Source organism: Mycobacterium sp. Root265 (assembly GCF_001428895.1).
Classification (GTDB): Bacteria; Actinomycetota; Actinomycetes; order Mycobacteriales; family Mycobacteriaceae; genus Mycobacterium.
Genome location: NZ_LMJA01000031.1, coordinates 597866 through 610780 on the forward strand (window position 1 = coordinate 597866; position 12915 = coordinate 610780).

Annotated in this window: 9 protein-coding genes; 8 read left to right on the forward strand and 1 reads right to left on the reverse strand. The window is 66.5% G+C overall.

Features of this window, described 5'->3' with window-relative positions; translation table 11 throughout:
* Window positions 1-65: 65 nt before the first annotated feature.
* The 3 genes from car to ASE48_RS28725 are packed head-to-tail and all read left to right on the forward strand — an operon-like array spanning window position 66 to window position 5872.
* Window positions 66-3578 carry a carboxylic acid reductase gene (gene car, locus ASE48_RS28715; protein ID WP_057170540.1) on the forward strand — a complete coding sequence of 1171 codons (3513 nt, stop codon included), beginning with the start codon at window positions 66-68 and terminating at the stop codon, window positions 3576-3578.
* 15 nt (window positions 3579-3593) lie between these two features.
* Entirely contained in the window at window positions 3594-5021 is a 1428-nt protein-coding gene (locus ASE48_RS28720) for a DHA2 family efflux MFS transporter permease subunit (protein WP_057170541.1), read from the forward strand.
* Between the two features lie 35 nt (window positions 5022-5056).
* Entirely contained in the window at window positions 5057-5872 is an 816-nt protein-coding gene (locus tag ASE48_RS28725; protein WP_057170542.1) for an oxidoreductase, read from the forward strand.
* A gap of 55 nt (window positions 5873-5927) precedes the next feature.
* Here the strand turns inward: ASE48_RS28725 and ASE48_RS28730 are convergent, their stop codons facing one another.
* Window positions 5928-7007, reverse strand: a complete 1080-nt coding sequence (locus tag ASE48_RS28730; protein WP_156409408.1) for an NAD(P)H-dependent amine dehydrogenase family protein — start codon at window positions 7005-7007, stop codon at window positions 5928-5930.
* A gap of 268 nt (window positions 7008-7275) precedes the next feature.
* Here ASE48_RS28730 and ASE48_RS28735 point away from each other — a divergent pair, with 268 nt between their 5' ends.
* The 5 genes from ASE48_RS28735 to ASE48_RS28755 all read left to right on the forward strand — a co-directional run bounded on the left by ASE48_RS28735 (window position 7276) and on the right by ASE48_RS28755 (window position 12871).
* Window positions 7276-8139: an SDR family NAD(P)-dependent oxidoreductase gene (locus tag ASE48_RS28735; protein ID WP_057170544.1), complete on the forward strand. Its 864-nt coding sequence runs from the start codon at window positions 7276-7278 to the stop codon at window positions 8137-8139.
* Window positions 8102-9223 (forward strand): NAD(P)H-dependent amine dehydrogenase family protein, encoded by a 1122-nt coding sequence (locus ASE48_RS28740; RefSeq protein WP_057170545.1) that lies wholly within the window; start codon window positions 8102-8104, stop codon window positions 9221-9223. Before ASE48_RS28735 ends, ASE48_RS28740 begins: the two co-directional genes overlap by 38 nt.
* A 9-nt stretch (window positions 9224-9232) precedes the next feature.
* Window positions 9233-9856 carry a TetR/AcrR family transcriptional regulator gene (locus ASE48_RS28745; RefSeq protein WP_057170546.1) on the forward strand — a complete coding sequence of 208 codons (624 nt, stop codon included), beginning with the start codon at window positions 9233-9235 and terminating at the stop codon, window positions 9854-9856.
* 91 nt (window positions 9857-9947) lie between these two features.
* Window positions 9948-12194: a molybdopterin-dependent oxidoreductase gene (locus tag ASE48_RS28750; RefSeq protein ID WP_057170547.1), complete on the forward strand. Its 2247-nt coding sequence runs from the start codon at window positions 9948-9950 to the stop codon at window positions 12192-12194.
* 125 nt (window positions 12195-12319) lie between these two features.
* Window positions 12320-12871: a YaeQ family protein gene (locus ASE48_RS28755; RefSeq protein ID WP_057170548.1), complete on the forward strand. Its 552-nt coding sequence runs from the start codon at window positions 12320-12322 to the stop codon at window positions 12869-12871.
* Window positions 12872-12915 lie beyond the last annotated feature (44 nt).

Consider the following 12915-nt stretch of genomic DNA (forward strand, 5'->3'; position numbering starts at 1 on the left):
AGACGCCTAGGGTCTGACTAGACAAAGGCACAGCCAGAGGGTGTGGCTCGAGCACAGGAGATCGCGTGACCGCTGGAACACCGACCGCAACCGCGGTCGACGCCGACCCACAACTGCAGGCGGCCGTTCCGCGTCCCGATGTGCTCGGCGCAGCGCGTCGCCCCGGGTTGCGGTTGTCGCAGGTACTTCAGACCCTGGCCCAGGGATACTCCGATCGTCCGGCATTGGGCACCAGGGACCGCGAGACGGTCCGCAACGAAGCCGCCGGTAGCAGCGCCACCCGATTACTCCCCGCGTTCACCACCGTGTCCTACGGCGAGCTCTGGTCCGATGTCCGCGCCGTCGCCGGCGCGTGGCACCACGACCACCGTGATCCCATCCGGCCGGGTGATTTCGTGGCGGCCATCGGTTTCTCCAGTGCCGACTACCTCACGATCGACTTGGTGTGCGGCTACCTGGGGCTGGTGTCGATACCGCTGCAGCACAACGCCACGGCATCTCGGCTGACGCCCATCCTCGACGAGACCAGGCCGCGGGTACTCGCGGCCGGTGCGGCCTATCTCGACCTGGCCGTGGAGTCGGCGCTCGGAGTGCGCGAGTTGTCACGGATGGTCGTCATGGATTACCGCGCCGATGATGTGCAGCACGCCGAAAGCCTGCAGCACGCCCGGGACACATTCTCGGCCGCGGGGATGGACGTCATCATCGAAACCCTGCCTGAGCTCATCGCGCGGGGCAAGAATGCCCCCGAGGCCCCGATCTACACCGATGGATCCGACGACCGGCTGGCGATGATCCTCTACACCTCCGGCAGCACCGGCACCCCTAAAGGTGCCATGTGGACCGAGCGGATGGTCGCCACGCTGTGGACGATTCCCACGAAATCGACCGAGTCGGCGGTGATCAACGTCAACTTCATGCCGCTCAACCACCTCGGAGGACGGCTGCCGCTGTCGGCGTCGTTCCAGACCGGCGGCACCAGCTACTTCGTCGCCGAGAGCGACCTGACGACACTGTTCGAGGATTGGGCGCTGGCGCGACCCACCGACCTGGGCCTTGTTCCCCGTGTCGTGGACATGCTCTACCAGCGCTACCAACAGATCAGGGATCGACTGCTGGCGGGCGGCGCCGACCCTGACGTCGCCGAACAGCACGCCAAGACCGAGATCCGCGAAAAGCTGCTCGGCGGACGGGTTCTCGGTGGGTTCGTCAGTACTGCCCCGCTGGCCGCGGACATGCGATCGTTCCTGGAATCGACTCTGCAGGCCGACCTGGTGGACACCTACGGGTTGACCGAGATCGGCGCGGTCACCACCGACGGTTACGTGGTGCGGCCGCTGGTCATCGACTACAAGCTGATCGACGTCCCGGAGCTGGGCTATTTCAGCACCGACAAACCCCACCCTCGGGGCGAGCTGCTGGTCAAGAGCGCCGCCGCCATGTCCGGTTACTACAAGCGTCCCGAGCTCACCGCCGAGGTCTTCGACGCCGACGGCTATTACCGCACCGGCGATGTCGTGGCCGAGATCGCACCGGATCGGCTGGCCTATGTCGACCGCCGCAACAATGTCATCAAACTGTCCCAGGGTGAGTTCGTCGCAGTGGCCAATCTGGAAGCCATTTACGCCGGCGCCCCACTGATCCGGCAGATCTTCATCTACGGCAACAGCGAGCGCCCCGGCCTGCTTGCCGTCGTCGTCCCCACCGACGATGCGTTGGCCACCTACGGCGGGGCCAACGCCGAACTGAAGGCGGCCGTGCGGGCCGGACTCTCCAAGACGGCCCGCGAGGCCGATCTACAATCCTACGAGCTGCCGGTCGACTTCCTGCTCGACGCCGAGCCGTTCACCTCCGACAACGGGCTGCTCTCCGGAGTGGGAAAGCTGCTGCGCCCGAAGCTCAAGGAGCGGTACGCAGCCGAGCTCGAGCAGATGTACGAGCAGCTGGATGCCTCCCGGGCAGACGAGGTGCGGGCGCTGCGGGACGCGGCGCGCCACCAACCGACCGTCGACGTCGTCGTGCAGGCGGCCGCCGCACTGCTCGGCACACCCGTCGCAGAAGTCACCCCCGGTGATCGCTTCCTGGACCTGGGCGGCGACTCGCTGTCGGCGCTGACCTTCTCGAACCTGCTGTACGAACTGTTCGCCGTGGAGACTCCCGTGGGAGTACTGACCGGGCCGACAACGACTCTGGGCGACATTGCGGACTACCTCACGAGGGAGGCCGGGGACGGGCCGTCCGCCCCAACGGCGGCCAGTGTGCACGGATCGAGCACCGGCTCGATACACGCCACCGATCTCACTCTCGACAAGTTCCTGCCGAAACCCCTTCTGGCGGAGGCCGGTACGATGCCGCCACCCGAGGACTGCGCACCCGGCGTCGTTCTTTTGACCGGCGCCAACGGTTATCTGGGTAGATTCCTGGCGCTGGAGTGGCTGCAGCGGCTCTCAGAGACCGGTGGAACACTGATCTGCCTGCTGCGCGGCGCCGACGACGACTCCGCCCGGGCACGTCTGGAGGACGTCTTCGACAGCGGCGACGCCGGACTGCTCGAGCATTTCCGGACGCTGGCCGCCGCTCATCTTGAGGTCATCGCCGGCGACATCAGCGAGCCACTGTTCGGCCTCGACCCACACGTCTGGGACGGCCTTGCTCAGCGGGTCGACCTCATCGTCCATCCGGCCGCCCTGGTCAACCACATGCTGCCGTACCGACAACTGTTCGGCCCCAACGTCAATGGAACGGCCGAGGTGATCCGGCTGGCACTCAGCACGCGGCTCAAACCCGTCAGCTACCTGTCCACGGTGTCGGTCGCGATGACCGTCGAGCCCGGACGCTTCGAGGAGGACGGTGACATCCGCGAGATCAGCCCGGTGCGACCGATCGACGACTCCTACGCCAACGGATACGGCAACAGCAAGTGGGCCGGCGAGGTATTGCTGCGCGAGGCCCACGACCTGTGCGGTCTGCCGGTGTCGGTGTTCCGTTCGGGAATGATCCTGGCCCACCGCCGCTACGCCGGTCAGCTCAACGTCCCCGACATGTTCACCCGCCTGGTCTACAGCCTGCTGGTCACCGGTCTGGCACCCCGATCCTTCTACGAGACGGGCCCTTCGGGGCAGCGTGCCCGTTCGCACTACGACGGTCTGCCCGTGGACTTCGTTGCCGAAGCGATCACCGCGCTCGCCACCGCGGCCGGTCCCGGTTTCCGGTCCTACGACGTGATGAACCCGCACGACGACGGTGTGTCCCTGGACGTGTTCGTGGACTGGATGATCGACGCCGGACACGCCATCAACCGGGTAGACGATTACGGTGACTGGCTCAACCGATTCGACACCGCGCTGCGTGCCCTCCCAGACGCACAACGACAGCATTCGGTGCTTCCGTTGCTGACGGCCTACAGCCGACCGGAGCGGCCGGTGCTGGGTGCGCTCGCGCCCGCGGAGGTGTTCCGGCACGCCGTGCAGCAGCAGAACATCGAAGGCGCCGACGACATTCCACACCTGTCGCGACAACTGATCGAGAAGTACGTGTCGGATCTGTTCGCAACCGGCCTTCTCCCGCAACGCGGTTGACGTCGAGGCCACGACATGACCACCTCCGCCAACACCCGGCCGGGCGCCGTCCTGGTGATCACCTCATCGGCGGCCTTCCTGGCGACGCTCGATCTGTTCATCGTCAACATCGCCTTCCCCGCCATCAGCGCTGACTTCCCGGACGCCGACTTCGGCCAGATGTCCTGGGTGCTGAACAGCTATACCGTCGTCTTCGCCGCGGTACTGGCGCTGGCCGGCCGCCTCGCCGACCGCTACGGCCACCGACGGATCTTCCTGATCGGACTGGCGATCTTCACCGTCGCGTCCGCGGCCTGCGCGCTCGCGCCCCACCTGTGGGCGCTGGTGGCCGCCAGGACCGTCCAAGGTGTCGGGGCGGCCCTGATCACACCGACCTCATTGTCGTTGCTGCTCAACGCCTGGCCCGCCGAACGGCGCGCCAAAGCGGTCGGCACCTGGGCGTCGGTGGGAGCGGTCGCTGCCGCTCTCGGTCCGCCGCTGGGCGGACTGCTCGTCGCCGCGGGCTGGCAATGGGTGTTCCTGGTCAACGTTCCCATCGGCATCCTCACCATGGTGGCCGCGGCTCGTGTCCTCCGCGAATCCGACATCACGGCGATCGGACGACCCGATCTGCTCGGCGCTGCTTTCCTGGTGCTCGGAGTCGGTGCGCTGGCCTTCGCGTTGGTCGAAGTGCCCGAGCGGGGCTGGGGCGCAACGCTGGTCGTCACTTCACTCGCCGTTTCGCTGGTGGGCATGACCGCGGTGGTGATCCGCTCGCGCCGCCATCCGGTGCCCGCGCTGGATCTCGCAGTGCTGCGTGTCCCCGAGTTCGCGCTGGCCACCGTCATGATGCTGGCCTTCTCGTGCGGATTCGCCGGGATGCTCCTGGTCAACGTGCTGTATCTCACCTCCACCTGGGGCTGGTCGGCTCAGGCCGCCGGTCTCGGCCTTGCGGCAGGCCCGGCCGTCGTTGTCGTCGTCGCCCGACAGGCGAATCGCCTGACGGCACGGCTGGGAATCGGAGCCGCCGCCACGCTGGGCGCCCTGAGCTTCACGGCCGGTGCGCTGTGGTGGCTGTGGCGGCTCGGGCCATCGGAGAACTATCTAGGCGGCCTGTTGCCCGGCCAGCTGCTGACCGGCCTGGGAGTCGGGCTGATCCTGCCGACCCTGTCTTCGGTCGTGGGGTCCGCGCTGCCGGCACCACGCTGGGGTTCGGGTTCGTCGCTGATCAACACCGCCCGGCAGGTCGGCTCGGTACTGGGCATCGCGCTGATCGTCACCGTGGTCGGGACGCACATCGCGAGCGCCCCCACGGAGTTCGCGTCCATCCGCTCCGGCTGGGTGCTGCTGGCCACGGCCGGAGCCACCACTGCCCTCGTCGGCCTCGCCTTGGGCGCCGTGGAGTCTCTGGCCCATCGGCGGTCACGCGCAGCGCCACACGACAGTCCACTGAGAACACCATGACCCACCCACCGCACACCACGTCAGGAAAGAACCACATGCCATCATCGCGACCCGTCGCACTCATCACCGGCGCCAACTCCGGTCTGGGTAAGTTCGCCGCCCTCGGTCTCGTGGAGGCCGGTTTCGACGTCGTCGGCACCAGCCGCAACACCACGGGACTGGATTCCCGCCCGGGCGTGACACTTCGCGACCTCGATGTCACCAGCGACGAGTCGGTCGCCACGCTCGTCGAGGGCGTGATCGCCGACTTCGGGCGCATCGATGTCCTGGTCAACAATGCCGGCATGGGACTCGCCGGCGCCATCGAGGAGAATTCGATCGCGCAGCAGCAGAAGCTGTTCGACATCAACGTCTTCGGCGTCGTCAGGATGACGAACGCCGTGCTGCCGCACATGCGGGCTCGTGGAAGCGGACGGATCATCAATATCTCCTCCATCTTCGGATTCATGCCCGCCCCGTACATGGCCGCCTACAGCGCCACGAAATATGCCGTCGAAGGCTATTCGGAGTCCGTCGACCACGAGGTCCGCGGCCACGGCATCAGGGTGTTGCTCGTCGAACCGGGCGGCACCAGAACCGGTTTCGACGACAACACCACGGCACCGGACAATCCGCTGGACGTCTACGCCCGGCAGCGCAGCCGCGCCAACGGTGTGGTGGCAGAGCAGGTCAACGGCGGCGAGGACCCCGTGACTGTCGCCAAGGCCATCGTGGCTGCCGCCACCGATCAGAAACCCAAGCTGCGCTACCCGGCCGGCGTGAAGGCGCGCCAGCTCAGTGCCATGCGCCGGGCCGTTCCCAGCCGCATCTTCGACAAGCAGTTACGTAAGACCTTCGAACTCACTGATTGACTCGTCGCGGGCTGCCGGCCCCTCGGACTACGGCGCCGAGGTCGGCATGGTGCGGCTATTCGTTTGTCGCGCTCAGCAAGCGGGCCGCTACCACCGGAATGTCGGCGTAGGTGGCGATACCGGGTGCCGCTGCACAGACCGCCGGAATCGCATTGATCAGCGGGGCAGCGGTGATGCGCAGGCCGATACCTCGCATCCGGGAGGGCGTCAGCTCAGCGAGATCTTCAGCCGTCGGCATCAGGTCGACCTTGACATGCACATTGGGGTCACCGGCGATGTCGATTCGGTATCCGTGCTCAACGGTCCACGCCGGTTCCAGCAGCGGGGTGGCTATCCAGCGCTGGTTGACCGCCAACACCTCACGCCCGTCGCGTGTTCCGTACCACTTGACGTCCATTCCACCCACGTGACCGGCCGGCAGGGACACCCCGTCCGCGACAACGTCTTCGGTGGTGTGGGCGAAGGCGACATCGCAGCGGATCTCGTCGACAACGATGCCCATCAGCCTCGCGAACACGTCAACTGCTTCAGCGAAAACGACGGTCCCTCGGCGCACATCATCCGCATGGGAGGGATCGTCTTTGGGCCGCCCCCAGCCGACAGACTGAAAGTTCGCATCTCCGATGAATTGCGAGACATCGACGGACTCGGTCATCGAGGCGTGCCGCACATTGCTGGAAAGGCCGCTCGATACCGCGGCGATCATCTGGGCATATCCAGGGTTCATCCCGCTGCCGAAGATGGTGGCCCCACCTTCGCGGGCAGCAGCCTCGATCAGCGTTCGATCGTCGGGGGCGAGATTCAAACCCGTCAGGAACTCGGCACTGGTGACGATGTTGACTCCAGCACGCAGGATCTGCTGCACCTCTGCGACCTCGAAATGCAGGGGTGTGTAGACGATGCAATCCGGCGCCAAGGCAAGGAGTGCGCTCACGTCGTTGGTTGCGTACACACCGAGTTCACGGTCGATCCCGCACAACGTGCCCACGTCGACACCGACCTTCTCCGGTGAGTGCGCGTAGGCGCCGACCACACTCAGATCCGGCCGCGCGAGCGTCGCCTTCACCGCCTCTCTGGCGACGTTGCCGGTGGTCCACTGGGCCACCCGAAGCGTAGGGCTCGTTGGATCAGCCATCGGCTCGGCGGGATTCTGGGGCGGGGGCCCGGAAAAGGTGCGCACCGGCATTCGCCAGTTCAGCGTGCTGTGCCGCGTGCGCCAAGCGCGCACGTCGACTCGGAACTTTGCTCATCGTTGCCCTTTCGACGTACGCCTCGATTACCGATTCCGCACGCAGATAAAAATAACAGATGTAATCTTTTGGGATGTCGGATCCGGCCGCTTCGGTGTCGATGCATCACGCGCTGCCGCCCGATCTTCCGTACGCACAGAGATGAGTGCCCACATGGCCGAACTGGACGGCAAAGTCGCGATAGTCACCGGGACGAGCCGCGGCGTCGGGGTGGGCATCGCGCACGAACTCTTGCGGGCCGGGGCGACGGTGATCGGCTGCTCACGGGCACCGATGGACGCATTACCCGGTACCGAAGACGATTCGGCCTGGACCGAGCGATCCGCGCAGATGGTCTGCGACCAAGCCGATTACCGGGCCATCGACGCCTTCGTCACCCGGGTGGTCGACACCTACGGACGCATCGACATCCTCGTCAACAACGCCGGAGGCACGGTTCCTTCTCCGTCGGTGGACGCCGTTCCCAGCCTGGTCGCCCGCATTCAAGGGGCTCCCGCCAGCGACGATGACTATGAGCGCAGCGTGCTGTTTCACGCCTTCGCCGTGCAGATGAACCTGATCAGTCCGCTGTGGTTCGCCATCCGCGCCTACCGGCAGATGAAGACCCAGGACGGCACCGGTTGCATCATCAACATCTCCAGCGGAGCCAGCCACTCCGCCGGTTCGCCCACCCTGGTGTCCTACGGCGCAGCCAAGGCAGGCCTGAACCAGATGACACGGTCACTCGCCCAAGAATGGGGCCCCGCTGTGCGGGTGAACTGTGTGGCGCTCGGACCCACTGTCACCGACAATTTCCGGTCCTTCGTGCTGCCCACCGATGACCCGCACGGCGAGAAGTACTTCGACCCCATTCCGCTCAAGCGCGGCGGTGAACCCGCCGAAGTGGGCCGTACCTGTGTGTTCCTCGCCGCCGGCGCAGCCGATTACATCAACGGCACCACCATCGAGATCGACGGCGGCATGCTCCCCGGTGTTCTCTATGACGCCGGCCTCAAGACCATCACCGATCTCCTCTGAAGGAAACACATTGACCCGCCGCGTCATTCAATTCTCCACCGGCAATGTCGGAATCCACGCGCTCCGGACGATCATCGGGCGCCCGGACCTCGAACTCGTCGGGCTCCATGCCGCATCGCCGGACAAAGTCGGGCGCGACGCCGCAGACCTCTGCGGTGTGGCCACGCCCACCGGAGTGACCGCGACGTCAGACATCGACGAACTCGTTGCGCTACAAGCCGACTGCGTCGTCTACACCTCCCAAGCGGAGACACGGCCACACGAGGCGATGGCTGACCTGATCCGCTTCCTGAGCGCCGGGACGAACGTCGTAGGCACATCCTTCGTATGGTTGGTCGCACCCGAGTTCACCGACACGTGGTTGCGTGAACCACTGCAGCAGGCGTGCCGGGCCGGCAACTCGACGCTGTACGTCAACGGGATCGATCCGGGCTTCTCCGGTGACACCCTGGTGTACTCGGCATTGAGCCTCGCCGGACGCGCGACCGCGATCACCGTCCAAGAGATCTGCGAGTACGGCAGCTATGACGACGCCGAATTCACGGGCGTCAGCTTCGGTTTCGGCACAGAGCCCGACCATGAACCGATCCTTTTCGCGCCCGGCGTCCTGGCGTCGATGTGGGGAACCCAGGTACGCAGCCTGGCCCGCGACCTCGGCGTGCGCCTCGACGCGGTACGCGAGCGCCACGAGAAATGGGTCACTCCCGAACCGGTCTCCACCACGATGATGGACGTCGCGGCCGGCCGGGTGGCCGCGGTCCGGTTCGGTGTGGAAGGCGTGCGCGACGACGAGGTCATCATCACCATGGAGCACATCAACCGACTCACCGCGGCCGACGCTCCCGAGTGGACCTATCCCCCCGACGGCAGGCCGGGCGTGCACCGCGTCACCGTCGAGGGCGATCCCGGCATCAGGATCGACACCCATGTCGGAGGAATGGGCGTCGATCACAACATCGGCGGTGTCGTCGCCACCGCCGCCCGCGCGGTCAACGCCATCGACGCGGTGTGCCGGGCACCCACCGGCATCCTCGCCGCCCACGAGCTGCGACCGCTCGACCATCTACCGGGCACGATGTGGTGACATAGGCGCATGGCACGATCCCCTGCACCCCGACGGCCGCCCGGCGGCAACCAGGAACGCGCCGAACGCACACGCCGAGCCGTCATCGACGAAACGGTGCGCTACATCCTGGACGAAGGCTTCGCCGCACCCAGCGTGCGGCGCATCACCGAACGCGCCGGCCTCACCTGGGGAGTGGTGCAGTACCACTTCGGCGATCTCGGCGGACTGCTCATGGCAGTGGTCAACCAAGGCATCACCGAACTCACCGAGGCCCTCGAAAGACTGCGCCACGAGACCGCGCACCTGCCCGCCGAGCGCCGCACCGAGGTCGTCGTCGACACGCTGTGGCAGGCGTTCTCCAGCCCCACCTCCATGGCCGCGCTGGAAATCCTCATCTCCACCCGCGCGGCGCGCGACAGTGAGGTCAACGCCCAACTGTCCGACACCATGGGGCAATTCACCGAGCTCGGCCGGCATCTCGGAGAGGATCTCGACGCACCGCAGACCACCGAGATCGGAAACCTCATCTGGGCAACGCTACGGGGAATCGTGCTCGCCCAGATGGTTTCCCCACAACCACTCGACACCAGCAGGGACCGCAGAACATTGGTCGAGGTGCTCAACACCTATATACGCGCCCAGGGCCGCTGACCCGGCGCGACGCATTCGCAGATATTCCGCCAACATCGATAGTCATCGTGAGATCTCAAGGGGTTTCGCGTGCTGATGGTCAGGAGACGACATGGCTTCCCACAACGTGACATGCCCGCTGTGCGAAGCGATGTGCGGACTTCACGTCACGGTGAGCGACGGCCACGTCCAAGGCATCCGCGCCAACCACGACGATGTGTGGTCCCGCGGGCACATCTGCCCGAAAGGGGTGTCGCTCGGACACCTGCACACCGATCCCGACCGGCTGCGGCAGCCGATGGTCCGTCGCCCGGACGGCAGTCACGTGGCGGTGTCCTGGGATGACGCACTCGCCGAGACCGAACGGGTGCTGCGGCCCGCCCTCGACGCCGACGGTGCCGGCGCACTGAGTGTGTACGTCGGGAACCCCGTTGCGCACAACAGCCACCTGGCCACCTATATCGGGGCGCTGATCGGCTTCGCCGAGGCAGCAGGCGTGAAGGGGTACTACTCGCCGGGCACCATGGACCAATGGCCCCTGAACGTGGTGAGCAGCCTGCTGTTCGGCGGCATGTGGAACGGCCCCATCCCCGACCTCTATCGCACTGACCACCTGGTGATCCTCGGCGCCAATCCGGCTGCCTCACAGGGATCGATGCTGTCAGCGCCCGACATCACCGGACTGCTGGCCGATGTCGCCCGGCGCGGCCGCGTGGTGGTCATCGACCCGCGACGCACCACGACCGCGCAACGCGCGAGTGAGTGGGTCCCGATCCAACCCGGCACCGACGCACTTCTGCTGTTTGCCATCCTGCGCACCCTGTCCGAGAACGGTGGGGTGCGGCATCCCGAACATCTGCGCGGGAAAGTCTCCGGGCTGGACGAGATCATCGCGATGGCAGAGCCCTTCCCGCCCGAGCGGGTCGCCGCCGCCACCGGCATCGACGCCGGCACGATCCGCCGGCTGGCCGATGACCTCGCGCGTGCCGAGCACCCGGTGCTGTACAGCAGAATTGGGGCCTGTACACAGGAATTCGGCACGCTGACCACGTGGCTGGTGTTCGTGATCAACACCGCGCTCGGTGTGCTGGACCGTCCCGGCGGTGCGGTGTTCGCGAAACCGGCGGTGTGGTCGCCGATGTTCGCCAAGCCGCCCGACCAGGACGGGCCGGGTTGGCGGTTCGGGCGCTACCGCAGCCGCGTCCGGGGAGCGCCCGAGGTGCTCAACAGCTTCCCGGTCGGCTGCCTCGCAGAAGAGATCGACACCCCCGGCGAAGGCCGGTTGCGCGCGCTGATCACGGTGGCTGGCAATCCCGCTGTGTCAGCGCCGGGTGCCGGCCGTCTGTCCGCCGCGTTGGGCCGACTCGACGCGTTGATTGCGGTGGACAACTGGCTCAACGAGACCACCCGTCATGCCCATGTGATTCTGCCGGGCTGCTCGCCCCTGGAACTTCCCCATCTGGACGACCTGTACTGGATGTATGCGGTCGCCTCCTGCGTCAAGTACTCGGAGCCGGTCTTCGAACCCGCGCCGGACCGTCCCCGTGAATGGGAGTTACTGCTGCGACTCGGTGGCGCGATGTTCGGCACGCCGGTGCCGGAGGTCGACATCGCCGCGCTCGACGACCTCTACGTGGGCGGAATGGTGGCCACCATGTCCGCGACTCCGAACAACCCGCTGACGGGACGCGACGCCGAACAGGTGATGACCGCGCTGATCGGAAAGGGACCAGAACGGTTGATGGATTTGGGAATTCGGGTGGGACCGTGGGGTGACCAGCTGGGCGAGCGGCCCGGTGGCCTCACCCTGACAGAGGTCCGCCGCCATCCCGATGGGCTGCGCCTGGCCGAACTCGAAGGGGGACGGCTCGATACCAGCGTGACCACGCCCTCGGGGAAGGTCGAACTGCTGCACGAGCACCTGGTCAGCGACATCCCCCGGCTGCTGTCGCGGATGGAGCGCGAAACCCCCGAACTGGTGTTGATCAGCCGACGGCATCTGCGGTCCAACAACTCCTGGCTGCACAACGTCCCTGCGCTCATGAAGGGACGTGATCGTTGCACCTTGCTCATCAACCCCGCCGACGCGGCGCGCGTCGGTGTCGAGAACGGTGCCATGGCGCAGGTGACCACCTCCGAAGGCACCGTCACGGTGACTGCCGACGTCACCGACGAGGTCAGACCCGGGGTGGTGTCGCTCCCCCACGGTTGGGGTCACGGGCTGGACGGCACGACGTTGACCGTTGCGTACCGCCATCCCGGAGTCAACAGCAACCTGCTCAATCCCACCGACGTCATCGACGTGCCGAGCAACACACACGCCATCAACGGCGTTCCCTGCCAGGTCAGCCCGGCCTGAGGGCGCGGTGCATCAGGGCTGATACGCCGGTGCGGTGGCGACTCGATCCAGCGACAAGCGCGGCGGCCGGACCACATGAAGCGGCCTGCCTGCCCGCAGAACACCACCAGGGTGGACACTAGGCCGTGGCCCTTTCTGCAACAGTGTTCAAAGTCGAGCTTGGCGTCTCCGATGTCGATCACGGTTACTACGCCGATCACACGCTGACCGTGGCCCGTCATCCCAGTGAGACCGATGAGCGGATGGTGGTGCGCTTGTTGGCGTTTGGGCTGCGCGCACACCGACTCAGCGACGTCGACGGTGAGCTGACGTTCGGGGCCGGCCTGTCCACCCCGGGGGTCCCGGACCTGCGGCTCGCGGACTACACGGGCCGGATCCTGGAGTGGATCAACGTCGGCCAGCCCGATGAACGCGCCTTGGGCAAGGCGGCCGGCCAAGCCGACCAGGTGCTGCTGTTCCCGTTCGCCGCTGGCGTGGCAACCTGGTGGCGCACCGTCGGCCCCAAAGTGGCCGGGCTGCCGAACCTGTCGGTGGTGCAGATCCCGCACGCACCGGTGCAGCAGCTGGCCCAGACTGTCGATCGACGGGTCTCGGCGCAGGTGATGGTGATGGAAGGTCAGGTGACGATGACCGTGGGCGATGTCGACGTCACCTTCACACCCGAGCCATTGCAGTGAACGCCTGGCCGGGGTGGGTGACGTGATCGATGGCGTTGAACCCC